The organism is Amycolatopsis sp. NPDC051758 (assembly GCF_044453095.1).
In the GTDB taxonomy this organism is placed as follows: domain Bacteria; phylum Actinomycetota; class Actinomycetes; order Mycobacteriales; family Pseudonocardiaceae; genus Amycolatopsis.
The window spans coordinates 638622-663117 of record NZ_JBITCJ010000006.1 but is presented as its reverse complement, the minus strand read 5'-3'; the positions used below and the strand labels follow the sequence as shown (position 1 = coordinate 663117).

General features: G+C 68.9%; 21 protein-coding genes. 14 read left to right on the top strand and 7 right to left on the bottom strand.

Annotation, left to right across the window (positions count from 1 at the left end; all coding sequences use genetic code 11):
• Positions 1 to 4 precede the first annotated feature (4 nt).
• From ACIA5G_RS30315 to ACIA5G_RS30300, 4 genes are all read right to left on the bottom strand, one after another.
• On the bottom strand, positions 5 to 1273 hold the full coding sequence (locus tag ACIA5G_RS30315; RefSeq protein ID WP_395929213.1) for a PrgI family mobile element protein: 1269 nt from the start codon (positions 1271 to 1273) through the stop codon (positions 5 to 7).
• Between the two features lie 11 nt (positions 1274 to 1284).
• Positions 1285 to 3555 carry a hypothetical protein gene (locus ACIA5G_RS30310; protein WP_395929211.1) on the bottom strand — a complete coding sequence of 757 codons (2271 nt, stop codon included), beginning with the start codon at positions 3553 to 3555 and terminating at the stop codon, positions 1285 to 1287.
• Between the two features lie 2 nt (positions 3556 to 3557).
• The gene (locus tag ACIA5G_RS30305) at positions 3558 to 3869 is read right to left on the bottom strand and encodes a pilin (protein WP_395929286.1); all 312 of its coding nucleotides are present in this window, start codon (positions 3867 to 3869) and stop codon (positions 3558 to 3560) included.
• A 164-nt stretch (positions 3870 to 4033) separates the two neighbouring features.
• A complete protein-coding gene (locus tag ACIA5G_RS30300) occupies positions 4034 to 5092 on the bottom strand; it encodes a sigma-70 family RNA polymerase sigma factor (protein WP_395929209.1) in 1059 nt (352 codons plus the stop codon).
• A gap of 784 nt (positions 5093 to 5876) precedes the next feature.
• Here ACIA5G_RS30300 and ACIA5G_RS30295 point away from each other — a divergent pair.
• From ACIA5G_RS30295 to ACIA5G_RS30255, 9 genes are all read left to right on the top strand, one after another.
• A complete protein-coding gene (locus ACIA5G_RS30295; protein WP_395929207.1) occupies positions 5877 to 6689 on the top strand; it encodes a hypothetical protein in 813 nt (270 codons plus the stop codon).
• A gap of 77 nt (positions 6690 to 6766) precedes the next feature.
• Positions 6767 to 7879, top strand: coding sequence for a TRM11 family SAM-dependent methyltransferase (locus tag ACIA5G_RS30290; protein ID WP_395929205.1), 1113 nt, complete (start codon positions 6767 to 6769; stop codon positions 7877 to 7879).
• Between the two features lie 139 nt (positions 7880 to 8018).
• Positions 8019 to 8597: a VUT family protein gene (locus ACIA5G_RS30285; protein WP_395929203.1), complete on the top strand. Its 579-nt coding sequence runs from the start codon at positions 8019 to 8021 to the stop codon at positions 8595 to 8597.
• Positions 8594 to 9499, top strand: a complete 906-nt coding sequence (locus ACIA5G_RS30280) for a hypothetical protein (protein WP_395929201.1) — start codon at positions 8594 to 8596, stop codon at positions 9497 to 9499. The genes ACIA5G_RS30285 and ACIA5G_RS30280 overlap by 4 nt, the downstream gene beginning before the upstream one ends.
• Positions 9496 to 10776, top strand: coding sequence for a DNA cytosine methyltransferase (locus ACIA5G_RS30275; RefSeq protein ID WP_395929199.1), 1281 nt, complete (start codon positions 9496 to 9498; stop codon positions 10774 to 10776). The genes ACIA5G_RS30280 and ACIA5G_RS30275 overlap by 4 nt, the downstream gene beginning before the upstream one ends.
• A 727-nt stretch (positions 10777 to 11503) precedes the next feature.
• On the top strand, positions 11504 to 12043 hold the full coding sequence (locus ACIA5G_RS30270) for a recombinase family protein (protein ID WP_395929197.1): 540 nt from the start codon (positions 11504 to 11506) through the stop codon (positions 12041 to 12043).
• Positions 12044 to 12204: 161 nt separating this feature from the next.
• Positions 12205 to 13038, top strand: coding sequence for a hypothetical protein (locus ACIA5G_RS30265; protein ID WP_395929195.1), 834 nt, complete (start codon positions 12205 to 12207; stop codon positions 13036 to 13038).
• Positions 13035 to 13310: a helix-turn-helix domain-containing protein gene (locus ACIA5G_RS30260; RefSeq protein WP_395929193.1), complete on the top strand. Its 276-nt coding sequence runs from the start codon at positions 13035 to 13037 to the stop codon at positions 13308 to 13310. The genes ACIA5G_RS30265 and ACIA5G_RS30260 overlap by 4 nt, the downstream gene beginning before the upstream one ends.
• A 139-nt stretch (positions 13311 to 13449) precedes the next feature.
• Positions 13450 to 14649 (top strand): tyrosine-type recombinase/integrase, encoded by a 1200-nt coding sequence (locus tag ACIA5G_RS30255; protein WP_395929191.1) that lies wholly within the window; start codon positions 13450 to 13452, stop codon positions 14647 to 14649.
• 288 nt (positions 14650 to 14937) lie between these two features.
• Here the strand turns inward: ACIA5G_RS30255 and ACIA5G_RS30250 are convergent, their stop codons facing one another.
• The gene (locus ACIA5G_RS30250; RefSeq protein WP_395929189.1) at positions 14938 to 15345 is read right to left on the bottom strand and encodes an Lsr2 family protein; all 408 of its coding nucleotides are present in this window, start codon (positions 15343 to 15345) and stop codon (positions 14938 to 14940) included.
• A 306-nt stretch (positions 15346 to 15651) separates the two neighbouring features.
• Between ACIA5G_RS30250 and ACIA5G_RS30245 the strand changes: the two genes are divergently transcribed.
• The 5 genes from ACIA5G_RS30245 to ACIA5G_RS30225 all read left to right on the top strand — a co-directional run bounded on the left by ACIA5G_RS30245 (position 15652) and on the right by ACIA5G_RS30225 (position 19757).
• Positions 15652 to 15804, top strand: a complete 153-nt coding sequence (locus ACIA5G_RS30245; protein WP_395929187.1) for a hypothetical protein — start codon at positions 15652 to 15654, stop codon at positions 15802 to 15804.
• A gap of 1263 nt (positions 15805 to 17067) precedes the next feature.
• A complete protein-coding gene (locus ACIA5G_RS30240) occupies positions 17068 to 17550 on the top strand; it encodes a hypothetical protein (protein ID WP_395929185.1) in 483 nt (160 codons plus the stop codon).
• Positions 17547 to 17897, top strand: a complete 351-nt coding sequence (locus ACIA5G_RS30235) for a hypothetical protein (protein WP_395929183.1) — start codon at positions 17547 to 17549, stop codon at positions 17895 to 17897. Before ACIA5G_RS30240 ends, ACIA5G_RS30235 begins: the two co-directional genes overlap by 4 nt.
• A gap of 15 nt (positions 17898 to 17912) precedes the next feature.
• Complete coding sequence (locus ACIA5G_RS30230; RefSeq protein WP_395929181.1) at positions 17913 to 18671, top strand: ETEC_3214 domain-containing protein; 759 nt, start codon at positions 17913 to 17915, stop codon at positions 18669 to 18671.
• 165 nt (positions 18672 to 18836) lie between these two features.
• Positions 18837 to 19757, top strand: coding sequence for a YaaC family protein (locus tag ACIA5G_RS30225; protein ID WP_395929179.1), 921 nt, complete (start codon positions 18837 to 18839; stop codon positions 19755 to 19757).
• Between the two features lie 45 nt (positions 19758 to 19802).
• Here the strand turns inward: ACIA5G_RS30225 and ACIA5G_RS30220 are convergent, their stop codons facing one another.
• Together ACIA5G_RS30220 and ACIA5G_RS30215 are read right to left on the bottom strand one after the other, a co-directional pair.
• Positions 19803 to 23762: a hypothetical protein gene (locus ACIA5G_RS30220; protein ID WP_395929177.1), complete on the bottom strand. Its 3960-nt coding sequence runs from the start codon at positions 23760 to 23762 to the stop codon at positions 19803 to 19805.
• Between the two features lie 53 nt (positions 23763 to 23815).
• On the bottom strand, positions 23816 to 24169 hold the full coding sequence (locus tag ACIA5G_RS30215; RefSeq protein ID WP_395929175.1) for a hypothetical protein: 354 nt from the start codon (positions 24167 to 24169) through the stop codon (positions 23816 to 23818).
• Positions 24170 to 24496: the final 327 nt, after the last annotated feature.

Sequence of the window (24496 nt, the reverse complement as noted above, 5' to 3'; positions counted from 1 at the left end):
GGGATTACCTGCTCTCGATCTCGTCGTCGTCGTCGTAGTCGAAGTCGTCTTCGTCCGACAGCCACGGACCCGGCCGCGCGGAGGAGGTCGCGGGTGTCGCCGGCCGGGCGCGCGGGGACGGAGCCTCGGTGGCCGGCGAGGTGGGGGCCGCGTGCGGCTGGGGTGTCCTGCGACGCGGGGCCTCGGCGGCCGGGTCAGGTCCGTAAAGGTCGGTGAAGGTGGCCGTGCTGGTGACGACGTCGTCGGCGGCGGCGAGCTGCGCCGAGGGCGGCAGGAAGGTGTCGGGGTTGCAGGCCGCGGCCAGCACTCCGGTGGCGGACGCCGCGTCGAGCGGGGTCACCGCGATCCCGGCCGCGGCCAACAGTTCGGTCGCTTCGTCGAGGCGGCGCACCAGCCGGGCCTCGGCCGCGTGCCGCACCCGCTCATCCACTGGTGCCGCGTCGCGGCGGTGTCGCTGCAGCATGCCGGAGGCGGATACGGGCGTGGTGCGCAGCGGCTCGCGCAGCACGAGCAGGACCTGGCGGCGCAGCAGATCGGCGTGAGCGGACAGGTCGGCGAGGTAGTCGGCGTGATCGCACGCGGCGGCCTCGAGCGCGGGGTGCGGCAGACCGCCGGCGCGGTCGCGCAGCTGCGCGATCTGGGGGGCGAGGTCGAGCCGATCGGCCCGTATGAGGATCTGCACCGGCGCGGTCAGGCTGTGCAGGTAGCGGGCGAAGGAGGCGACCAGCGCCTCCTGCTCACCGGGTGTCTGAAGGGAGAAGTTCACGGTGCTGCACGCGGCGATGACCGCGAGCCCGTCGGCGCCGAGATCGATGACTCCGGCCCTCGTTCCAGTGTCGGCCACGCCGCTGGCCGGCAATTCCAGCGGCGCCGGGGACACCCGCTCCGCGCCCTGCGAGCCCGGAGCGCGGCGGCCGCAGCGTCGGGTTCTCCGCGCCGGATCCTGGTCGGTCAGCCATGCCGGGGCGGCGCGCACTCCATCCGGGGCGGCAACGCGGTGGCGCGGCGCTAGGCGCTGGCGGAGTGCAGCGAGGAAGAGCTGGTCCAACGGAAGACCGTCCCGCTGGCCGAGAGCCAGCACGGTGACCACGATCGCGACCGGCACCGCGACGATCAGAAACAGCGGCAGCGGCACGATCGCGCGGGTGAGGGAGTAGAGCCCGGCCAGCAGCAATCCGGCCACGCCGAGGATCGCCAGCTGCCGCGCGGTCAGCGGCCCGAGCACGCGGTCGGGCCGGTCGACGTCGGCGGGAACACGGATGGGACTCGTCATGAGCGTGGGCCTCATTTCTTCTTCGGGGATGGCCTGCGGCGCGGCCGCTTCGGCAGATCGAGTGGCAGCGGCAGCTGCACCCCAGGACGCGGGGGCGGCGTCGCCTTCGGTGTCGGCGTGGCCGTCGGCGGTGCAGTGGTGTCGGCCGGTGGTGTCGGCCGGGGCTGGCGGCGCACGCCCAGCGGCAGCGGGTACTGCCCGGACACGAGGGGCCGGTTGCCGGTGTAGGCGTCGCGGGGGCGGCGGCGCGGAGCCCGGGCGGCACGGCTGATCTGTCCGGAGGGAGTGATCAGCCCGGGCCCGGACTGCCGAGCCGGCGGCACGGGTGGTGCGTCGGCGAGGGTGCGCCGGATCGGTTGCGCCTTGGCTGGCCGCAGGTATATCGGCAGCAGCCCGGTTTCCGGTGCGATCAGCGCGTTCGGCAGCTTCGCGGGCGGGCGGGCGTTGCGGTTGATCCGCCCGTCGGCGGTGAGCAGCCCGGGCTGGTGTGCTGGCGGGGCTGGCGGGCGGTCGGCGAGGTCGTCGGCCAGCGACCGGCGCCCGACATGATCGGGGTCCCGGCGGGTGGTGATCGGCAGCCCGAGCTGATCGCGGGGCAGCGCGTTCGGCAGCGGGTCCGGTGTCACGGCGCGCGGGTTCGGTGTCACCCGGCGTGCCCCGCCGGAGCCGCTGGTGGTGAACAGCGACAGCTGGCCAGGACCGGGTTGGCGATCGGTCAGCGGCGGTGTCGGTTCGAGCTCGCCCAGCCGTGGCGAGCGTGGCGCGGCCGGCCGGATCCGGTGCGCGCGCATCGGGAGCATGTACTGGCCGGTGCGTGTCGAGGGGGGATCGGCAAGCGGGTGCCCGCCGCTGCCGCGTCCGCGCGGAGCTGCCCGGCTCGCCCGCCGTCCGCCGTGCGCGGCGGCGCCGCTGAGCAGCCCCATCGTCTTGTAGGCGATGACGCCGCGCACGACCCGACCGAGCAGCGAGGGACGACCGGAGCGCAGCGGGGCGAGGAACCAGAATGGGATCTTGATCAGGATGTAGAGAAGCGCGATGCACAGCAGCACGTTCACCAGCGCCGACGGTGTCGGCCCGAGGACGGTGAACCCGCCGGGAGCGAAGAACACCCGCACCGTGACCACCAGCGTGAGCGACTGGCCGACCTGGATCACCAGGACTCCGCCGTAGCCTTTCCACCACCAGTAGGCGATGCCTTCGGTGTGCGGGAGGGCGTGCAGCATCAACGCGATCGGCGCGGCGGCGACCAGCAGGATCGTCACGATCACCCGCACGGTGAACGCGACGAGCAGCACGAGCAGCAGCGCCACCACCACCAGGCCGAGGGCGCTGAGGAACAGGCCGCCGCCGTGCAGTGACCCCTGCACCATGGTGATCAAGCTGCTCGTCACCGCGGCCGGATCGACGCCCTCGCCCAGCACCGCCGCCGACAGCGCGTTGGCGATCTGGATGCCCTTGGTCGCGAGAAACAGCGACAGCGTCCCGGCGAGAAACCCGACAACCAGCCGCGGCGCGAGTTCCTTGACGGTGTAGCGGGCCTGCAGGGTCTGGTAGCTCATGATGATCAGCCCGGCCAGCAGCACCAGCACGCCGTAGGCGGTGAGCAGGATGTGCCACGACCCGGTCCACGCCGCGCCCAAGCCCGGGATCTTGTCCGGCTCCGGCGTGGTCAGCAGGGTCTTGCCGAGCAGGTCCAGCAGCGGTTGCAGCCCGGCGGCAACGACGGCGGCGAAAATCGCGCTCGCAGCGACGACCATGCAGCCGGTGAGGTCGGTCAGCCCGCAGCTTGCGGCGTCGCCGGTTCCGTCCGGTATCGGTTGCTGAGGCGGGACACTCGGGGCGAGGGTCGACGGCTGTGGGATGCAGTCGGACCCGTCGCACGGGCCTTCGAGCGCGGGCGCGCAACCGGGCAGGATCGACCCCGGGAAGCACGAGGGGGCGGGGGTCGGCAGCGCGGTCGGCGGGGGCAGCGGCGTGGCCGGAACGCTCCGGGTCGGGCTGGCGGTGGGCAGATGGCAGGCCGGCTCCGGCGAGCCGGGTGCGCACCCGGGGTTCGAGGGCAGCGGCAGCGGCGGTTCCTGCTGCGGCGCTGTGTGAGCGGACGCGGTTGCGTGGTCGGCGCCGGGTGTCGCGCCCGCCGATGCCAGCACGCCGAGGAAAGTCGCCAGCAGCAGGCCCAGGACTACGGGAATCCGGTACCGCCGTGGCCGGGCGAAGCGGTGGGGGCCGCGAGCGGCTTCGCCGGCCGGGCTGAGCATGCGGCGCCGCGGTGAGGTGGGCATGGCTACAGCCCGCCGACGATGCTCTTGAGGATCTCGACCGCGATGGGTGCCAGCGCAGCCAGGCCGAACCCGATGCCGGCGGCTTTGAACGCGTCCTTGGCCTTGTCGACTTCGCCGGGGTTGCCGCTGGCCATCAGGTAGCGCAGGCCGCCGATGGTGAAGAACACCAGCGCGATTCCCGCGAGAATCCCCATGATCCAGTTGCGGACGTTGGTCAGAACCTGATCCACGGTCTGGGCGAGCGCAACGTAGGTCACCGTCTCCGCCTGCGCCGTCGAACCGCCCAGCAACGCCAGCGCGGCAACCGCGCACAGGACGAGCAGAACCGCCGCGCAGCCCCGCCGCCGCGGCGAGGATGGCCGGCTGCGGGTGGCGGGCGGGACGTGCGGGGCCGTCCTCGGGCGCGGGTGTCTGCAAGCCAGTGGGCGGGTCTCGCGGGTGCGACGGCGGGTGGCGCGGATGCCGGGTCGGCTGTGGATCAGTCGCATGACAGCGCCTCCCGAGCAGTGTCCGGTCGGGCCGCGGGCCGTCGTTGCTGCGGGGCAGCACGCAGGCGTGGCTCGCGATCGCCGGGGCCGGAGTTCGGGGCGTTCGCCACCACGGGGCGGCGCTGTTCCCGTGCCGACGTCGGGCCACGACCTGTGACGGTGCGTAGCCGGGAGGAGGTGGGAGGCGCCGAGGCCGGTGGCAGGTCGAGTGCGTCCGGGGCGGTCGCTGTTTTCAGGTGCGCGGCGAGGCGGGACTCGGCACGTTGGCGGGTTTTCTTGGCCGCCTCGTAGGTCTGCCCGCGCGCGTGTGCGGCCTCGGCCAGCGATAGTTCGCCGAAGCGGGTCGCGCTGATCAGCGTGGCCTCCTGCGCGGAGATCACTCCGGCATCGACAGCGGCGAAGAGAGCGAGTTCGGGATGTGCGCTCGGCTCAGGGGGCGGGCATGAGCGGAAGCCGGACACCGGCACAGCACATTCGGCCAGCAACTCCTGCATCTGTTCGTCGCTGGCGTCGCCGACCGGTGAGGCGGCGTGCAACGTCTCGCGTAGCGCGGCACAGCCAGCTCGGTAGGCGCTCCAGCGCAACCGCACCAAGATCCTCGGACGGTCCAGATCGACCGTGGTGAGCTCTTCGAGGAAGCCGGTCACGACCGCTGCCTGGATGTCGTGCGCCTCGCCCTGGGCCGACCGGGTCAGCCGTGCCGCAACCTGCACCAGCCACGGCAGTGCCAGCCCGACGCACGCGACCGTCCAGGTCCCGCCGTCGGCGCGGGATCGGGTCACGAGCGCGGCCCAGGCCGCATCCCGCAGGGACTGGGGAGCGTCCTTGTCCAACAAGAGCGACCCGAGCTCGTCCAGCGGCACGAGCCGCGTCGGCAGTCCGGGGATCGGGCGGCCGTCGAGGGCGACCGGATGCGGTCCGGTGACCAGCCATTCGAACGCCGTGTGAGCGATGTCGAAGACGCCGGGCTCGGTGATAACCGCCGGGGTGCGGCGCCGGAAGAAATCGCGGAAGGCGGGATCGTTCTCCGATTGCGGCGAAGGCATCATGGAATCTCCTCAGGCGTGAGATGCGACGCCGAAAGGAAGCCATGTAGGACGCCTCAAAACCGCCTCAAAACCGCGTCGTGAACGCCTCAAAAGCGCCTCAAAGCGCAGGAGGGTGAAAGCTCAACCCTGGCGCGAAGAGTCTGTCCGGCATGGCGGTCTCGCGTGGGGGCGACCTTCGTCGCGAGGTCTATGAGCTGCTCTGATGTGGCGGTGAGGCGAGCTCGGGGGATGGGTGGCGCCTCAAGTGCGTTCGGTGACATGCGGCTGAGGTTCGTGTGCCAAATGGCGACGTGAGAATTTGTCGAGGTTCATCGGGGCTGAGCTGCTCTGCGATGCGGGCGCGCGCGATGTATCGGCCGGTGCTCCGCGATCGCCGCGGCGGATTGTCGAATGGACACATTTGCTTTTTTTGGCGGTCTGTGTCCCCGCAGGGCCGTTTTTCCGGAACTAGTAGGTGACAGCACCACGACACCGCCGGTACGTCCCGGCGGCACCTGGCACCGGAGGCCCATTCATGACCCACCGCCCGCAATCCCCGGACGGCCGTCCCCGCCGGCGAGGGGACTCGACCCGCCCGTCGCGCAGCCGTCGCGGCGGCGACCGCGCTCCCTACCCCGGAGCCCGCAGCACCACCACGGCAGCCGCCGGCACTCGCGCGGCTGCACGACCGGAAGGCCCGTCGCTCCGCTCGCGCCGGCGCACATCCACGCGGTCGCTAGAGCCGATCCCGGCGACTGTGTGGTTGTGCGGACCTGATCCGATCGATGCGCACGAGACGTGGCCGGTGGCGATCGTGGGGCGCGTCACGACCGCGTTCACCGCGCCCGGTGCGCACGTCGTTCTCGTCGATGCCGGTGCCGCCGCGCTCACATCGGCCATCCCCGGAACCGGACGTTCCGCGGAGGCCGGTGGGCTCGTCCCGGCACCGGTACTGGAGGCGGTGCGCGCGCTCGGCCGGACCGTCAGTGTTCTCGCCTTGGACACGCGAGCCGACGCCGCCGCAGCGCCGTCTCGACCGTTCTGGGCCGACCTCGTCGGTGACTCCGCCGGGTCCGCGGCGGCCGCCGCAGACCCGGCCCCAGGTGCGCTCGGCAGCCCAGCCGTCAGTGGTTCCGGCGGCGCGGATTCGCGGCGAGAGGAACGGGCGGACCTGGTGCTCGTCGCGTTGCCGGCGCACGTTGCCGAGCGCGTGTCGCTCGACCGGCTCACGCTGCGCGCGGCGGCGGTGGTGCGTCGTGGCGGCATCGTCGCGGTGTATACGCACAGTGACGGAAACGGGGAGCGGTTGCTCGACCCGACTGGTGCGATCGTCGCCGCCGCGCAGCACGCCGATCTGCTCTATCTGCAGCACATCGTCGCGCTGCACACCCCGGTCCGGGCCGGTCGCCTGCAGGCCGGGCCGAGTGCCTTGGTGGCTGCCGAGCACGACCGCACCGCGCATGGCGCGACGGTGCGCGGGCTGCCCGTGCCGCACCTGCGTGCCCACGCAGACGTCTTGGCCTTCGCCCAGCCGGCCGACCCCGCCCCGGCACCCCCGAACAGCCTCGGCATCGCCTCGGCTCCCGCCGGCGACATCGACCGCGGAGACCTCGGATGAGCCCGGCGCCGTTCTGCCCGCCCACGGCCGCCCGACCCGCGCCGGTCGTTCCCGAAGCACTGAAAGGCACCCCGCTCATGTCGTCCTCGTACCCCGTGTACTCGGCCTCGGACATGGCCACCACCGGCTCCACGAGCAGCCTCGGCGACGAGGCCACCGTGCCGGTTCCTCGCTGGCTCATCGACACCCTGGACACCGCACCTCGGCATGGCGCGGCCGAGAGGAGGGACGCCGCGGCGCCCGTGCCGACCGGCCCCGCCGGCACCGCCGATGTCGCGCCGGCGGACGAGCCGCCGTTGTCGGTATGGGTGACCGCGCAGACCTCGCCGGCGGCGCAGCGCAGGGGCCGCTACGTTCCCGACTCCACCGCGCACCCGGCGAAGATGCTGCCCGCGGTGGCCGCGCATGCGATCCGTCACTACACCCGGCCCGGAGACCTCGTCTTCGATCCGATGGCCGGGTCGGGCACCACGTTGGTGGAGGCGCTCGATGCGGGTCGTCGCGCGATCGGGGTGGAGTACGAACCGCACTGGGTCGCCGTTGCCCGGGCGAACCTGCGGTTCGCGCGGGAACGCGGTCACGATGTGGCCGGCGAGGTCGTGCAGGGTGATGCCCGCCAGCTGCCGCAGCTGCTGTCCGAGCGGTACCGGGGGCAGGTCGCGCTGGTGGTCACCTCGCCGCCGTACGGGCCCTCGACCCACGGGCAGGTCGTCACCGCGACCACGGACTCCGACGACGGGAAGGTGCACAAGTACCACCACCGCTACGGCAACGCCCTCGACCGCGGGAACCTCGCCAACGTCGGGCACCAGCGGCTGCTGGCCGGGTTCACCCGCATCCTCACCGGCTGCGCCGCGGTGCTGCGTCCCGGCGGACATGTCGCGATCACGGTGCGGCCGTGGCGCGAGCATTCCGAGCTGATCGACCTGCCCTCGCAGATCATCGCCTGCGGCCGAGCGGCTGGCCTGATCCCGGTCGAGCGGTGCGTGGCCCTGCTGGCCCGCGTCGCCGACACCGACCTCGTCGCCCGCGGCTCGTTCTTCCAGCGCGACTTCATCCGTAAGCAGCGGGAGGCCGGACTGCCGCTGCACCTGATCGCACACGAGGACGTCGTCGTGCTCCGCAAGGAGCTCACGCCTGCCGCGAGGTCGACCGCGTTTGCGGACGGCGGCCGCGGGGAGCGGGCATGAGTGCCCGCGCCCGTTGCACCGACTGCGGGTGGACCGTCCATCTCACCAGGCCCGCCGACGCTCGCGTTGCTGCTGATCGACACCGTTGCGAGCCGCCGGAGGGGCCGTCGCAGCAGCGGCCGGACGCAAGCAGGCAGCCATGACCGCACTGTCAAACAGCAGCATGGCTCGCCGTCCGGTGTCCTACGTGGGCCGCTCGCGTCGGCGTGGCCCGGCTGCGTTGGCGGCCGGGTGGTCGTCGGCAGGCTGCTACCTCGCTGCGGTGGTGGGGGCGAACTGGGCCAGCAGCCACTACACCCTCGCGGTCGGGGCCCTAGTCATTCCGGTCGGCGCGTGCGTGGCGGGGGCAGCGTTCACCGCCCGCGACGTCGTGCACGAGGCCCTCGGCGAGCGAAGTGTGGTCACGGCGATCGCCGTGGGAACGGTGCTCACGGCGGCCGTGGCGACACCGCGGATTGCGCTGGCCAGCGCGACCGCGTTCCTGCTGTCCGAACTGGCCGACTCGTGGCTGTATCGCCGATGGCGGCCGCGTGGCCAGCTGTCGGCGATCGCGGGGTCGAATCTCGGTGGCCTGGTCATCGACAGCGTCGTGTTCGTGCCGTGCGCGTTCGGGTCGCTGGCCCTGCTGCCCGGTCAGCTCGCCGGGAAAGCGCTCGCGACGGCGGTCGCGGTCTCGGTGGCGGCCGGGATGTCGCGGCGGCGGGAGGTGCGGTCGTGAAGTTCTACCTCGGCGTCCATCAGCCGGCGTGGCTGGAACGCGACCTCGGGATCCCGCTCCTGGTCTCGCACCGGCGCCTGGCCGGGCGCCGCACGCTGCCTCGGGCCACGCACGAGTGGGCGCTGGACTCCGGCGGCTTCACCGAGCTGTCGTTGTATGGCCGGTGGCGCAGCGACGCTCACGCCTACGTCGCGGCGGTGCGCCGCTACCGCGACGAGATCGGGAATCTCGCGTGGGCGGCCCCGCAGGACTGGATGGTCGAGGCGGCGGTTCGGGCCCGCACCGGGCTGAGCGTGCGCACGCACCTGCAGCGCACGGTGGGCAACTACCTGCAGCTGCGCGACCTGGCGCCGGATCTGCCGATCATCCCCGTCGTCCAGGGCAACGAGGTCACCGACTACCACCGCTGTGCTGACTTGTACGAGCGTCACGGGGTCGACCTGGCCAACTTGCCGCTGGTCGGGGTGGGAAGTGTGTGCCGACGGTCGCACACACGCGAGGTGGAGCGCATCGCTCGGTCGCTGCACGCCCGCAACGTGACCACTCACTGTTTCGGAGTGAAGACCCTCGGGCTGGCTCACTACGGCGACGTGATCGCGTCGAGCGATTCGGCCGCCTGGAGCTTCAGCGGCCGGTACCTGCCGGGGTGCACACCGAGTCATCGCAGCGAGGCGAACTGCCTGCGCTATGCCCTGGCCTGGCGAGCACGACTGCACCAGAAGTTCCGAGTCGCGGCGCCGACTAAGCCCGGTCGGCTCGAGCGGGGAGCATCCGATGGGAACGTCGCGCGGCGGCCTTCGCGGCGGCCCGACCACGGCCGGCCTCGCTCGCCGTCGAGGCCACCGCGTCGAAAGCCAGGCGGAGGCTCAGGCGTTTCGTCACGGGCAGGGGTACGCCGATGAGCAGCCCGAGTTCTGACGAAACCCCCTCCGCAGTCGGTGTCGGCGATCTCCTGCAGTTCGTGGCGACCGAGGGCCCGGTGATCGGGTCCCTGTGCACCGGTCTGCTGGGGCTCGACCTGGGCGTCGCCGCAGTGCTCGGCGGCCGGATCGCCTGGTTCAGCGAGGTCGACCCGCACGCCGAGCGGATCCTCACCAGACGCCTGCCGGGTGTACCGAATCTGGGTGATCTGCGGGCGGTCGATTTCTCCGGTGTGGAGCGGGTGGACGTGCTCACCGCCGGATTCCCCTGTCAGGACATCTCCGCGGCCGGTCGGCGCGCGGGCATCGAGAAAGGACAGCGCAGTGGCCTGTGGTTCAGCGTGCTGGACGCCGTTCGCGTACTGCGACCCAGCCTCCTCGTCTTGGAGAACGTCGCCGCCCTCCGCTGGAGAAACGGCGGGCTCGACCGAGTTCTCGGCGGGCTGGCCGAAGCGAGGTATGACGCGGTCTGGCGTTGCGTACGAGCCAGCGACGTCGGAGCAGCGCACCGGCGGGAGCGGGTGTTCGTGTGTGCCGTACCCCAGCCGGATGATGCCGACCCCGCAGGCCCGCGACGGCGAGCCCCGCGGTCCGGTCGATCCGGCGCGGCGCCGCGCGGGCGGACACCAGGTCAACCTCAACGACGCGGTGCACGCGGTGACGAAGTTGCTGCCGACACCGCGCGCGTCGGACACCGGAACTCCGGGCCGTCGCGCCGGGCGAGGGTTCCGTCCCCCGCTGTCGCAGCAAGTTCTGCCCTTGGTGACGCCGGCGGAGGAGGACGAGGCGAGTTCGGCGGCGTCAGTTCCGCGCGGGTGCGTGGCGGCCGACGCCGCACGTCGACTGCCGACGCCGACTGCGGCGGACGCCAAGAACTGCACACGCCGCACCCACGACGGCGGGGCGTCGCATCCCGACCAGGCTCGCGCGCTCACCTCACCGGCCCCGAACGGAACATGCTGCGCCGCAACGCAAATTCCGGGGGGGGGGGGGGGGGCTTCGTAGCTGTCTTTCCCCTGGCGCGTGGGGCACTGCTGCCGACACCGACCGCGCACGACGGTTCTTCCAACGGAATCTCCGCTGTCTCACGGCAGGGAGGTCTGTCCCTGTTGGACAGTCTACGACTTCTGCCCACACCGCGGCCACCGACGGCACGAAAGGCAGCGCCAGGAAACGGGGCCCGAATGGGGACCCTGATGCTCCGTCGGGCGTCGCCGCCACCACCCAACGATCGACCGCACGCACGCGGAAGGAGGTGAGTGATCGTGGAATCCGCCCGCGCGCCGCGCGCCCGCAGCGCCGCATCCGCTGAACTCACGCCGGTGGATTGGGGCGACTACGCCGCCGCCGTGCACCGCTGGGAACTCATCACGGTACGCAGCGCGCCGTACCCGACTCAGCCCGGCCGACACGGGCGCCCGTCCTCGCGCCCGCGTTCGTTGAGTGGCTCATGGGCCTCCCGCCCGGCTGGGCCACCGCCGAGCACCTCGACCTGCCACGCACCGCCCAGCTGCGCGCCCTAGGCAACGGCGTCCTTCCTCAACAAGCCGCTCACGCCCTGCGCCTGCTACTCGAAGACCTCGCACACCTACATCACGCTCCCTTTCGCGCGTCGCCTGGCGCACCGTCACGACCGCCGGCTCGGCCGAAGCGTGCGAGCCTCAGCGCGCCGCACAGCACCACCTCCCGCACGGCCGTCGCCACACGCCCTCGTCGCACCAGGCCGGGCACCGGCCCGCGTCGCTGAGCTCGGCGCTGCGGGGCGTCGAGCCCGCCAGGCCCCTCCCGCAGCGCCGCCTTCCACCCGTAACCGATCGACCCCATAAGAGGGGCTTTGCCATGTCCAATCACAGCATCACGTGCCGGCCGGCCCAGCTGCGCCGCTGGGTGCGCACCATCCGCCATCGCCTGCCGCCGCGGTACCGGCCGCCGAACCAGACTGACACCGACCGCCCTTGCCGTCACAGCATTGTGCCGCAGCATCCGGTGGCGAGGCGGGCCGCGGAGGCACTCGCGTTGCTGGTCCGCGCCGGCTGGAACGTCCACCACCCGCCGTATGGCTACACCGCCATGGCCGTCGCACACGCAGCGCCGAGCCGATCCGGCAACCCCCGCACCCGGCTCACCCCGGACCCGCGCCTTGCGCCCGTGGTGCAGGCGATCTTCTACTGGCGGGCGGTCACCAGCCTGTCAGTCGAGCACATCACTGCCCGGCTCGACGCGGACCAGGACCGCTACCCACCGCCCGGGACTCACACGTCGTGGCCGGCGGTAGCGGTCACCGCGATCCTCACCAACATCAAGTACACCGGCCACCAGGCCACAGGCACCCGCGACGAGCACGGCGGCTTCCGCCCGGCTGAGCAGTGGGTGCTCTCCGACCAGCCCGCACATCGAGCGCTGATCACGCCCGCGCTCTTCTGGGCCGCACAGAGCCCGGAGACCAGCATCCGGCGCATCCCGCACCGCCTGCGCGCCTCGAGCGCCGATCACACCACCGGCCACGACGGGACGGAGCCGCAATGACCACCACGCCTCGCGCGCCATCCACACGACGCGCCGTCACGTCTCGCCCGAGGTGCCCGTCGCCATCGCGCCGTTCGGCTCCTGCCCAGCGGTCGCGTCGGCCCCGCCTTGAGCGCTACCCTGGGACACCCCGCGGCCGGTATCTCAGCCTCGGTGCCGGTGTGCAGAGCCTCTGCGTGTTGCTGCTGGCCTGCCGGGGGGAGATCCCACCCTTCGACGGCGCCCTGTTTGCCGATACCGGCTGGGAGCCCAAGCAGGTCTACGCCCAGCTCACCACGGCCCGCCGCCTTGGCGCCCAGGCCGGGATCCCCGTGCGGACGGTCTCCAACGGCAATATCCGCCTCGACACCCTGAACCCGGCGACCCGGTTTGTCACCATGCCGCTGTTCGTCAAGAACCCCGACGGGTCACGAGGGATGGCTCGCAGGCAATGCACCGGCGACTACAAGATCCGGCCCCTCAAGAAGGCGATCCGCGACGTCCTCGGCTACCCGCACCCGCAGCGGGTGCCGCGCGGAGTGTTCGTCGACCAGGCCATCGGCATCTCGACCGACGAGTTCCACCGCGCCAAGGACTCCGACGTGAACTACACCCGCAATGTCTTCCCGCTACTCGACCTCGGGATGTCGCGCTCGGACTGCCTGGTCTACCTGCGCGAACACGGGATGGGCGAAGTGGTGAAGAGCTCCTGCATCGGTTGCCCGTATTCGGGCAACTCACGACTGCGGCTGATCCGCGACACCGACCCGCACGCCTGGGCCGACCTGATCGAGTTCGACGAGGCCATCCGCCACGGCAGTCCCCGCGCCACAGCCGCCGGGAAACCGCTGCGCGGTCAGTTCTACCTCCACCGGTCGCTGCGTCCGCTGGCTGACGTCGACCTCGACGCCACCCGCGGCACACCCAGTGCCGAGGAAGACGACCCCGATGGCTGCTCGCCGTTCTCCTGCCGCACTGGCACCCCCGTCTCGAGCCCGAGCCCGAGCACGACATGACCAGCGATCCCGAACGACTGCATCCGGCTGAGGGGGATAGGCGCGACGAACGCGACCAGCCCGATGAGCAATTGCTGTACACACCCGCGCAGGCGGCCGAGCGCCTGTCGCTCAAGGAGTCGTGGCTGCGCCGCAAAGCCGGCCTTCGCGAGATCCCCTGCAACCGTCAGGGCAAGCACCTGCGCTTCTCCGCTGCCGACCTCCAATCGATCGTCAACAAAGGGAGCGGAGCGCCGGAGCGTCGGCAACGCGGCCGGCGCCGACGTCACTGATCCAACGCTGGGCCGGCTGAGCGACGAGAAACACGCCAAATCGGAGGTTTCTCGACAGCGGGGCTGGCTCTCTGTCCACACCAGAGCGTCAATCGATGCCGACACCCTGTGACCCCCACACCAGAGCAAAGGAGTTCGTATGCCCTGGGTTGACCCAACCGGCCAGGACACCTGGCGCGTTCGCTATCGGCGCGCCGACGGAACGATCGCATCGATCCCCGGGTTCTCTGATGAAACCACCGCGAACAACTACATCGACGACATGGAGACCGACAAGCGTCGCGGAAAGTGGATCGACCCGACGGGTGGCCGGACCACCGTAGCCGAATGGGTCGAAGACTGGATCGACTCACTCGACATCGATCAGCGTACGGAGGAAAACTACCGCAGTTTCCTCAAGGTTCACATTGTTCCCAGATGGGGTGCCACCGCACTGGCCGACGTCGCTAACTCGAAGGTTCGAAGCTGGGAGAAGAATCTGCGGCAATCTGGTCTCGCAGACAGCACCGTCGTCAGCATCATGAAGTGCTTCTCCCTGACGCTATCTGACGCCGCGGACGAGTCACTCATCGACGCCAACCCGATCCAGAACCGCCGCCGGGGTCGCCGTCGCCGAATCCAGCGCCGACCCAGGCAAGTGTGGGCAGAACCACGAGAGGTTCTCGCTCTGTCCGACCAGATCGCCCTCTGCTACGGCCCGGGTGGAGCGGTACTGGCGACCACCGCAGGTTGGACCGGGGCTCGCTGGGGCGAACTGGTCGGGCTGCAGCGGCCGAACCTGCACCTCTACGACGACAACACCGGGAAGATCGTTGTCGACCCTGACATCGGTGCACTCCACGAACCGGGCTCGGGTGGCCTGTTTCTCGGGCCGCCGAAGACCGAGGCATCTGCGCGAGACATCTCCCTACCGCCGTGCCTTGTGATGCTCCTACGGGCACACCTGGAAAGTCATGACCATCCTCACGTCTTCGTCACGCCCCAGTTCGAGCTTCACCGGCGGAGCAACTTCGGGCGCCGCGCCTTCCGGCCCGCAGCCGACGGAAACGCCCGCAAGGTCGATCCTCACGTTCGCCTGCACGCTGCAAAGCCAGGTCTGAAATTCCACGGCCTTCGGCACAGTCACAAGACCTGGATGATCGACGACGGGATCCCCGAGATCGCCCAAGCGCTCCGCCTCGGTCACGTGCTCCAGGACAAGGTGCAAGAGACCTACTCTCACGTTGCGGACTCCGTCGAGCAACGCCTGCTTGAGTCTATGCAGACGCGTTGGGAGAAGGCAGTTGCTGGTAGCTCGACGCCGTTGGAGCAATGTACGTGGCGAGCTGCGGCGGCCTAAATCACCTGCGTATCCTGGATGGAACAGTGACGGGCGGTAGCCTGTGGTAGGACATGGGCAACAACGCCACCGGGGTCATTCGGAAGGCCTATCGCCAAGACCGAAACGAGCCCACAGGCCGGGAACGCGGGTCAGTAATGGTCGTCGTGAACAACTCGAGTACCCGGATGTCGAGTATCCGGCGCGTCACGGCGGTACGCCCGGCGTCGGCGACGACGGTGCTTTGACGTCGTCGCCGACGGGACGAGTCGCGGGTGACCTCTCCCCAGCGCTCCTCCGGCATGGCGGTCACTTCCGGGTGGCAGCGACCTTCTTGCGAGGCGCGCGCTTGCGGGACGCCTTGACCGGCTCGGTGTCTTGAATCTGGGCGGCGTGGTACGCGTCGATCACCTCGGAGGACAGCCGTCCTCGCTCGGACACCTCATAGCCGTTGCTGTTGGCCCACACCCGAATCTGCTGGTTGCGCTCGCGGTCGGACGCGGTCGTGGTCGACTGGCCGGTGGCGACGCGGACCTTGCGTCCGCCAGTGCGGCGGCCGGCGCTGATGTAGCGCGCGAGCTCGTCGCGTAGAGCAGCTCCGTTGCCCTCGGAGAGGTCGATCTCGTAGCTGACGCCGTCGAGGGAAAACGGGATGGTGTGCGTAGCGGGGGTTCCGTCGATGTCGTCGAGCATCTCGACGAGGACCTTCTGGGCCATTCCTGCTCCTTGAGGCGGTACATGTCCGAAAATAAGCGACCGAATGGTGCGCTCATCTGAGGAGCATATACCCACCCGTGTCGTCAGGGAAATTTCCCTGTTGAGGCTGGGGCATGGATCAAATGATTCTCCGCTCCGTGACTGAGATGGTTCGGATCTGCGGCAGGGAAAGTCCCCATGAAGACGGAAAAGTGTCAGACGCCGACGCGAATCTGCAAGTTGCGACGGCGAAGCTAGTCCAGCGCGCGCCCGCAGCTGGAAGCGGCACCGGTCGTCGCCGTTTACCTTGCCGATGTCGATAACGTGATGGACGGGCAGCGTCGCGTCCGGACAGAGGTGATCCTGCCCCGGCTGGCCCGGCACAACCCCGAGGAGTACGACGGGTGGGCATTCCGCGACCTCACAGCCGCGCTCGCCCCGCACGGGATCGCACCCGTCAAGTCGGACGGTAACAAGTGATCCGCGCCGAAGAGGTGGCCGTAGCACTCGCCCGCCGCGACGACGACGGGGACGACGACGGCAGGGATGCGGTCAGGGACCGGCAGGGACTCAGGGACTTTTCCCTGCCGGGTCCCTGACCGAAGGTCCCTACCCTGACCAGTGCGAACACGGCTCGGGGATTCCAGGGGCCCGCCGCCGCCAAACCTTGAACAGGGCCAAAACATGGGTGATTCCGGGCCGGGCGAAGGTTCTTGCCTCCCCGCCGACCGAATGGGGGAAGGTGACCCGTGCCTTGCCCGACCGCGCCACCCCCCCCCGCACAACAGAGCACCGCGCACCGCCACCCGAGAGGCAGCGACCATGACCGCCACAACCACTACGAAGCGGAGGACGACGGCCGGACCGCCGACGCCGGAACGAACGAGCATCAGGCATCAGACCCTGGGCAGACCCGCAACCCGTTGCACCGCCTTTGGGTTTCGAGCGCGATCAGTTGGCACGCATGGCGTGCTCGGCGAACACGTGATGCGGCGCGGTATTCCTCGGCTAACGTGGGCGAAGAAGGTAGGGGTGACAGCCGAGGCGCGCGTTTGCTACACGTCGCTGGTTCTGCCAAGCGGGATGGACCTCGGCTTTGATTATGCCGACCGTGGTGACGGTGTGGATCGCCAGTTCGCGGCGCGGCGGTGTCGGCAGAGTCATGGCGCAGAGCGAGCCAGGGCTGCTTCCTTCGGCTCTGGCCACGTCGAGGGCTCCGAGCGCGATCTGGGCTATCGGGTTTCCCCGCCTCGTAGCAAGGTCCACGCAGCCAGGGAAGCCGTCATTGGGGACCTTCCCCGCTGCAATGTGGACGGCAATGCCGTGGGGAAGTCGCGCGGATGATGGCCCTCGATGCGGGCGTCGATCAGGGCGGGTGTCCAAATTCGCAGGATAGCCGTCCAGTGAGTCTGCGTAGCAGCCAGTGCAGCCACGCCTACACGCCGTCGACCCCGCCGGAACCAACGCGTGAGCGCAACCGTGGTGTCCCTGCCTGCTGGCTTGTTCTGGCGTGCGCGGAGTGTGCTAGCTGTGATGTCTCTGGAGTGGCCATACTGATCATGGCTGGCCGTGTCGCTGTCGCGGACTGCGGCCTTGACCTGGGGATTTCCGCGCCGGAAGAGCTGGGTGGAAGGAGCGACGTCGGAGATCGTAAGTGATGAGTATCACGTTGATAGTCGCCCGTGTGCTGGTCGACAGTGGTTTGCGCTGGACATGGAACTACTTCGGAACTACATTCGAACTATGAACATGACCGCACCGGAGGTCAACTTCTCCGATCTGCAGCGCGACGCCAAGGGGGTCGTGCACAAGCTCGAGCACTCCGCCTCTCGCGCTGTGCGGATCCGGCGGCGCGAGCGAGACCAGCAAGACCTGGTCCTGGTCACGGCCGACCGTGCTGCCCAGACAACCGAAGCTGCCTCTGCGACCGCTCGCATCTTTATCGAGCTGATGAAGCAGGATGCCGGCGCACGAGCCTTGCTCGAAGTCCTGCCGGCCGCGTTTCCGTGGGTTCGGTACCTGTCCACGGAGGAGGTGCAGACCTTCCTACTCGAACTCATTGACGTCGCAGAGAGATCCGAATCGCTGGGCAACCCGGCACCGCTGGCCAACCTGGTCGCGGCCTGGCGCAGCACCGCCGAGATCCATGCCGACCCTGAACTGGCGAAGATCCTCGCTCAGGACGGCGACGACTTCGGGGCCGTGCCGGAGCCTGTCGACGAGTGAGCCCGAAGAAGGACGAACGCGTCGCCCCGCCGCCCGTCGGTGACGAGTGGGACGTCCGGTTCGGCACCAAGGAAGCAGCGGCAAGCTGGGATGAGCTCGTACGCGCGGCGAAGACCAATGCTCGCCGCGCGTACGACCTCATGCGCACCGCACCTGGCCAGGACCCGGACACTCGGCACCACCGCCTCAAGGGCCCGCTCACAAGTGGTGTTCATCGTGGCAAAGAACTGCCGCAGTGGCAGATCGAGGTGACTGGCAGCGGCCGAATCTGGTACCTCCTCGACGAGGAGCACCACACCGTCTGGGTCCAGTACGCCAGCCTCAAGCACCCCAAAAAGACCGAATAGCAGACGAGCCCGCACATGTCGCTCGAACCTTGGCTGGTGGGCATCCCCGGCGCGATCCTCGCCGGCAGCGCAATCGCAGTCGCCGTCAAGCGGCGTGTAGTGCCCTGGGGCGCCCGCAAGATGCTGCTGAGGGACGCCCTGAACAAGATCGCTTGTGGGCGGCCGCTGGACTACCTCGACGACGCACTCGGCGCACCGCTGCGCACGGGCGCACTCCGCGACAGCGCGCCCGGTCGGCTGTATCGCGTGTACCGCAACGTGCACGTTCTCGTCACCGTCACCGCTGCAGGCGAGAATCGCACCATCGACGCTTTCTCCATCTCGGTGCGTGATCCGAACTTCCACTTCAAGACCGGTCGGCTCACCGCGGGGCTGCTGGACGTCGACCTGGCGCACGCCGCCTTCACATCCGTGTCCGACTCTCCGGAAGGCACGCGGCTCATCATCGGAGCGAACCGCATCGGTTACACGGAAGCCTTCTATTTCGGGAACCCCGGGTACTACCAGACTTTTCTGCTTTCCCACAACGATGTCGCCGGCGGCGACTTCCACTACGTGGAAGGACGTCACGAGTTCGCCACAGGAACGCTCACTCTCCCCGCGCTGGACGGCGAACTCTCCTACACCCCCAATGGAACCTGGTACGGCGAGTTCCGTGCCGGAACCCGCATCAACACCCTCACCGTCCTCGACCAAAGCGCTCCGCTGGACGCACTGGTGACGGGGCACTCCTGGGGTATCGACCGCGGGGAAGTCGACCACATCCCTGAGTGACGCTGCCAGCGATCTCAGCGCCTGCGGCGTCACGTTCGGAGGTTCTTCGTGCCCCTGTTCCATCCGGGATCTGACCCCCGCATCGAGCCGGCCAGGTTCGCGGCCGCCCCATGGCGGCAGCTGCGCGCACTCCGGCATGCGCCGCCGGGATGGGCCGGCCGAGGAATGCGCAAGACCGTCTTCAACGCCGCCCTCGAACAGGCAGAACAGCTGTTCGCTGCCGCGGCCGCGGTCGACTACGCAACGCGGCCGATTCTCGTCTTCTACGGACTGAGCCAAGCGGGCCGAGCCATCGCAGCCGCAGCCACCGGAGTCGACACGAACTCCTGGAAACTGAAAGGCCACGGCATCGAGGTCGCCAACCTCGACCAGGAACCGCCACTGGCCGACCTCGCCCTCCAGGACGATGGACGAAGCGGGAGCTTCACCACCATCGCGCAGCTGCTGTCCTCTGCATCACTGAAAACGCCGGCAACGCTACCGTTCCTGTGGAACTGCATTCCGGAACTGGCGGTCGCGCCGATCGGTCCGACGCAGCACGACTTTCCGGTCCTTCGGCTGTCCCTGTCAGGAGCGAGGCAAGGCACCAACCTCATTGGCTGGGTCGGCAGCCTCCCCGAACGCTTCCTCACAGCCGAGCACACCGACGTCTCACAGTTCTTGGCGAACTACCCCGGCCTGGCAGATGGTGCGGTTATCTACGACCACGCATCGGGGCCGGCCGCGGCGTACCGGCCTGCTGGCAACGGGCAGCGCATGCTGAGTGCTGTGAGGATGTGGCCAACGCCTGAGGGGGCTGACGTGCACGCACTCGTCAGCGCTCGGCTGCGGCGGTACTTGACCGATGATATCCACTGGGTCTTTCCGAAGCCTCCGGGCGCCGACAAGGACATCCATCCGTTGGTCGCGTGGTGGGCGGTGCTGTTCACCTTGTCGATGTTGGCTCGATATCATCCAGCGAACTGGATACAACACCTCGACGTTAGTCATCGGCCGACTGCCGTCGCGCTCGAGCTTGCTCTCGACGCCGCCGTGGAAGTCTGCCCGCAGTTGATCCTTGATGCCGTCCTGGAAGTGTCCAGTTAGTGGACGAGCGATGAAGATGTTTGCCGGCATCCGGGCGCGACGACTTCACAGCTCGGCAGGCCGAGTCGTGGTGCCAAAGGGCTCGAGTCTCCATGCGATCGCGATCTCGGCCATGATCGCGGGGACGGCTTCCGGCTCGAGCCGCAGCACACCAGTTACTGGGAAATGCCAGCTCGAAGTCGTCAAGACTTCCGCGACCGCGCGGAGGCCACGTGGACGAGAACTGTTCTTGGCGACTAACAACAGCGCTTCTGCTCGTCGTTGATGGTGGGTGATGGAGCGGGTGATCGTCTCGGCTCGGTCCTGGTCACCTGCATCGGCCACCGTCCTGACCAGCGACACCAACGCCCACGCCTGCTGGTCGGGTGGGGTGATGGAGCGGGTGATCGCCTCGGCGTGCTCGTAGTCGCCGGCGTTGGCCACCACGCTGGCCAGCGACGCCAGCGCCTGTGCCTGCTTGTCAGGTGGGGTGATCGAGCGAGTGATCGCCTCGGCGTGCTCATAGTCGCCAGCCCTGGCCACAGCTCTGGCTAGTGACGCGAGCGCCTGTGCCTGCTTGTCGGGTTGGGTGATGGAACGCGCGATCGCCTCGGCGTGCTCATGGTCGCCAAGCTCGGTCACTGTCGCGGCTAGGGGAACAAGCGCCGATGCCTGCCGATCAGGGTGAATTGCGAAATTGACGATCGCCTCGGCCTGACTGAGCAGACTGCGCGCGTGCTCCTGATCGCCAGCCCTGGCCACGTTCCCGGCCAGCAACGCCAGCGCCTCGACTTGCTTGTCGGGCTGAGCAATGGAGAAGGCGATCTTCTCGGCGCGCTCGTGATCGCCAGCTCCCGCCGCAATCCTGGCCAGTAACGCCAGCGCCCCAGGTTGGGGAATGGAGTAGGCGATCTTTTCGGCGCGCTTGCGATCACTGCGTCCCACTGCAGCCCAGGCTAGGAACGTCAGCGCCTGTGCCTGCTGCTCGGGTTGGACGATGGATCGGGCAACTTCCTCGGCGTGTTCGTGGTCGCCGGCAACGGTCACCGTCATCGCCAGCGATACGAGTGCCCACGCCTGCGGGCCGGATTGAGTAGTGGAGCGAGTGATCGCTTCGGCATCATGAAGGAGAGCTCGAGCGTGTTCGTGGTCGCCGGCTCTGGCGACGGCCCCGGCCAATGACACGAGTGCCCATGCCTGCTGGTCAGGTCGAGTGATGGAACGGGTGATCGCTTCGGCGAAGTGAAAGATCTTCTGGGCGTGTTCGTGGTCGCCGGCTCTGGCGACGGCCCCAGCCGCCGACACGAGTGCCGATGCCTGCTGGTCAGGTCGAGTGATGAAGCGGGTGACCTCTTCGACGAGGTGAAGAATCCTGCTGGCGCGCTCGTGATCGCCGGCCCTGGCCACCACCCCGGACAACGACACCAGAGCGGGTGCTTGACGCTTGGACCGGGCGATGATCCCCGCGATCGCCTCTGCGTGGTCGGTGTCGCCTGCCCCGGCGACCGTGGCGGCTAGCGATGCGAGTGCCGATGCTTGCTGGTCGGGTTGGGTGATGGAGCGGGCGATCGTCTCGGCGCGTGTGTGGTCGCCGGTCCGCGCCACGACTCTGGCCAGCGATGCGAGTGCCGATGCTTGCTGGTCGGGTTGGGTGATGGAACGAGTGACGGCCTCGGCGTGGTGGAGGAGATCAGGCACGCGCTCGTGGTCGCCGACGCTGCTCAGCGCCTCGACTAGCGATGCGAGCGCCGATACTTGCTGGGCGGGTTGGCTTATCGAGCGGGCGATCGCCTCGGCGCGCGCGCGGTCACCGCGCCAGGCCGCCGCTTGAGCTAGCGATACTAGCGCTGATGCCTGTTGGTCGGGTTGGGTGATGGAGCGGGCGATCGTCTCGGCGCGCTGCCTGAGGCCATCGGCGCGGCCACGGTCGCCCGCCGTGGCCGCTGCTCCGGCCAGTGATGCGAGCGCCTGGGCTTGTTTGCCGGGGTCGGTGATGGAGCGGGTGATCGCCTCGGCGTGCTCGTGATCGCCAGCTCTGGCCACTGTTCCGGCCAGTGATGCGAGCGCCTGGGCTTGTTTGCCGGGGTCGGTGATGGAGCGGGTGATCGCCTCGGCGTGCTCGTGGTCACCGGCTTCGGCCGCTGCCCAAGCTAGCGAAACCAGAGTCGATCCCTGTTTGTCGGGATGTGTGATCAAGCGGGTGATCGCCTCAGCGTGGTGACGAAGCTCGGAGGCGTGCTCGCGGCCACCGCCAACCGCTGCCACAGCCAACATGATCAGCGAACGCGCCTGTTGCTCGGGTTGGGTGATAGAGCGGGCGATCGCTTCGGCGTGCGCGTGATCACCGGCTCTGCCCACCGCCGAAGCCAGCGACATCAATGCCAGTGCTTGTTGCGCGGGTTGGGTGATGGAGTGAGCGATCGCTTCGGCGTGCGCGTGATCACCGGACTTGGCCACCACCTCAGACAGCCACAACATCGCCCACGCTTGCGGGTGGGGCTGAGTGATGGAGCGGGCGATCGCCTCAGCATGACCGAGGAATTCACGCCCTCGCTGATGGTCTCCGATCGTCGACAGTGCCTGTGCGATGAGTGTCCACGCCTTCGCGCGATATTGCAGATCAGGAATCGAGTTGGCCAGCGATTCGGCTCTGTTGAGATGGCCCAGCGTCGCCCACGCTGCAGGTAGGTCGGTGGGGATGTTGCTGTTGCGTGCGACGAGGTGGTCACGGTGGATGGCCAGGCGGACCATGGCGATCACGTCCGGCTCCTCGTGTGCAGCGATGGTGTCTTGCGTTCTTGTGATCTCGGATAAAACGGCGGCGTCGCCTCCGGAAACGTCGAGAAGGCGATCTTGACGGGCAGGATCCGTGGCGAGATCGGTCATGCGCTCCCACTCGCCGGCAGCTTGAAGCATCCGGAAGTACCCACGCAGCAGATACTCAGGAGTGTCGGCTGCCCAGCGGCCTGCCTGGTACTGCTCAGCCCAGGTGAGCAGGCGATCGCGGTAGCCGGCGACACGAGCGGGACCGAGCATCGTCAACGCCGCGACCTGCAGCTCCTCGTGCCCGAGGAGGAAGACTTCTGGTCCGTCGGGATGGAAATGACCGTCGCGGGCAGTGAAGCTCCGCCCCGTCACAGTGCGCAACCTGTCGTTAATCTCCCACTGTGACCAGCCAGTCAACTCCGCCAGATCGGACGCGGACAAACCACCGCCAGCGGTGGCTACCAAGCCCAGCAGATCTTGTTCGGCGACCGTGCCGCGCAGCAGCCTCTTCAGCTCGCGTTGCGTCTCTTCCTGGATCGCCCGTGCTTGTGCCGAGGGACTCAACGATTGGATCGTTCTTTCGGCCCTCAGCGGGTGGTGGACGGGCACATCGGACGGGATCGGTGGGTTCGGCCGGCCGGTCACAATGACCCGCATCCCCGCGGGTAGCTCGGCGGGCAGCAGCGCCGCGATGCTGTGGGAGTCCGGACCGTCGTGGACTCCGCGATCTTCGTCCAGACCGTCCACCAGCAAGACGAACTGCTCACCGCGGCGATCGCAGGCTTCGGCGGCCTCGGTGAGCAGCCCCAGTAGGTGCGCCTCCCGGTTCGACTCGGTCAACAGGGGCGGGAGCGCATCACCCAGCAGCGCCAGCAGCTGCTCCATCACGTTGTCGATGAACGCGCCGCGATCGTTCTGGGCTGCCAGCCGGGCGGTGATGAAGAACGACACCATCCGCACCCCCTCAGGGGGATGCAGCACAAACCAGGACACCAACGCCGACTTGCCTGACCACGGTCCCGCGCGCAACAACACGTAGGTACCTGCCGTCGTTGACGAGGTGCAAAACTCTGCCAGTTTGTCCAATTCGGCATGCCGGCCCAGCAGTTGGGGAGGCGCGATTCGCTGGACTTGCTGTCGGTACCGAGTCCGGACAGGAACGCCGGTCAGCAAGTTGACGTCGCCGATGTGAACACCGGCGTTCGCGTAGCCGTGGGTCGCGGTCGCAGTGCCGCTCTCGGTCACCGTGATCCGTTGCATCGACCTGTCATCCCTCACCCACTACGCCGGACGCCTACACCCATCGATGCGCGTCAGTCCAGCTGTACTCCGCTGACGGCGTTGCCGTCGCCGGAGGCCTGGGCATCGCCGGTACGTTCCACCTGCACCGACCCGGTGGTGCTATCGGCCTTGCCCGAGAAGCCGGTGACCGCTTTGCCGCCGGAGGTTGCGGTAGCCCGTCCCGTATCGGACACCGCCATCGATCGTCCGGCTTTCGGTGCGCGTATGACCGCCCACACCGCGACGCCGACCGCGGCAACGGCACCCAGGGCCGACACCGCGGTGGCGACCTTGTTGGCGTCATCCCAGCGCGCGAGCGCGAGCCACCCAGCCAACCCCGCCACCAGCACGCAGGTAACGATCAATGTGACACGTCCGGCAGTCATGCCAGTTCAATCGCCATACACCGCCGAAATGCAACAGGACAAGCGTACTTGCGCTGCCAGCCGGGGCTCCCGCAGACGTCTCGCCCTCCGGTGTGAGCGGGCGGGAAGTGTCGTCGCAGAGTGTCGACTTTCCGCCGTGAGCTTGCGCGGAACACCATCACGGCAGTGCAGACACGCACTGACGTCGGTGCCTGGCCTCGCGGTCTCTGACACGTCGGCGCTGCCACTCGGCCATGCGACGCTGCGTAGGGCATGGTTCGGCGCGGAGTCGCGTCGCGCGCCTTCGAGGCTCTAAAGCTGCTGAGCCGGGGCGAGCCACTCACTCCG

Bases quoted from the DNA above. Each gene is read 5' to 3' on its own strand.
- ACIA5G_RS30290 (WP_395929205.1), top strand. From the start codon at position 6,767: ATGTCGTCCTCGTACCCCGTGTACTCGGCCTCGGACATGGCCACCACC.
- ACIA5G_RS30240 (WP_395929185.1), top strand. From the start codon at position 17,068: ATGAACATGACCGCACCGGAGGTCAACTTCTCCGATCTGCAGCGCGAC.
- ACIA5G_RS30250 (WP_395929189.1), bottom strand. From the start codon at position 15,345: ATGGCCCAGAAGGTCCTCGTCGAGATGCTCGACGACATCGACGGAACC.
- ACIA5G_RS30300 (WP_395929209.1), bottom strand. From the start codon at position 5,092: ATGATGCCTTCGCCGCAATCGGAGAACGATCCCGCCTTCCGCGATTTC.
- ACIA5G_RS30230 (WP_395929181.1), top strand. From the start codon at position 17,913: ATGTCGCTCGAACCTTGGCTGGTGGGCATCCCCGGCGCGATCCTCGCC.
- ACIA5G_RS30285 (WP_395929203.1), top strand. From the start codon at position 8,019: ATGACCGCACTGTCAAACAGCAGCATGGCTCGCCGTCCGGTGTCCTAC.
- ACIA5G_RS30245 (WP_395929187.1), top strand. From the start codon at position 15,652: ATGGACGGGCAGCGTCGCGTCCGGACAGAGGTGATCCTGCCCCGGCTG.
- ACIA5G_RS30225 (WP_395929179.1), top strand. From the start codon at position 18,837: ATGCGCAAGACCGTCTTCAACGCCGCCCTCGAACAGGCAGAACAGCTG.
- ACIA5G_RS30255 (WP_395929191.1), top strand. From the start codon at position 13,450: ATGCCCTGGGTTGACCCAACCGGCCAGGACACCTGGCGCGTTCGCTAT.
- ACIA5G_RS30215 (WP_395929175.1), bottom strand. From the start codon at position 24,169: ATGACTGCCGGACGTGTCACATTGATCGTTACCTGCGTGCTGGTGGCG.
- ACIA5G_RS30315 (WP_395929213.1), bottom strand. From the start codon at position 1,273: ATGACGAGTCCCATCCGTGTTCCCGCCGACGTCGACCGGCCCGACCGC.
- ACIA5G_RS30260 (WP_395929193.1), top strand. From the start codon at position 13,035: ATGACCAGCGATCCCGAACGACTGCATCCGGCTGAGGGGGATAGGCGC.
- ACIA5G_RS30310 (WP_395929211.1), bottom strand. From the start codon at position 3,555: ATGCCCACCTCACCGCGGCGCCGCATGCTCAGCCCGGCCGGCGAAGCC.
- ACIA5G_RS30220 (WP_395929177.1), bottom strand. From the start codon at position 23,762: ATGCAACGGATCACGGTGACCGAGAGCGGCACTGCGACCGCGACCCAC.
- ACIA5G_RS30275 (WP_395929199.1), top strand. From the start codon at position 9,496: ATGAGCAGCCCGAGTTCTGACGAAACCCCCTCCGCAGTCGGTGTCGGC.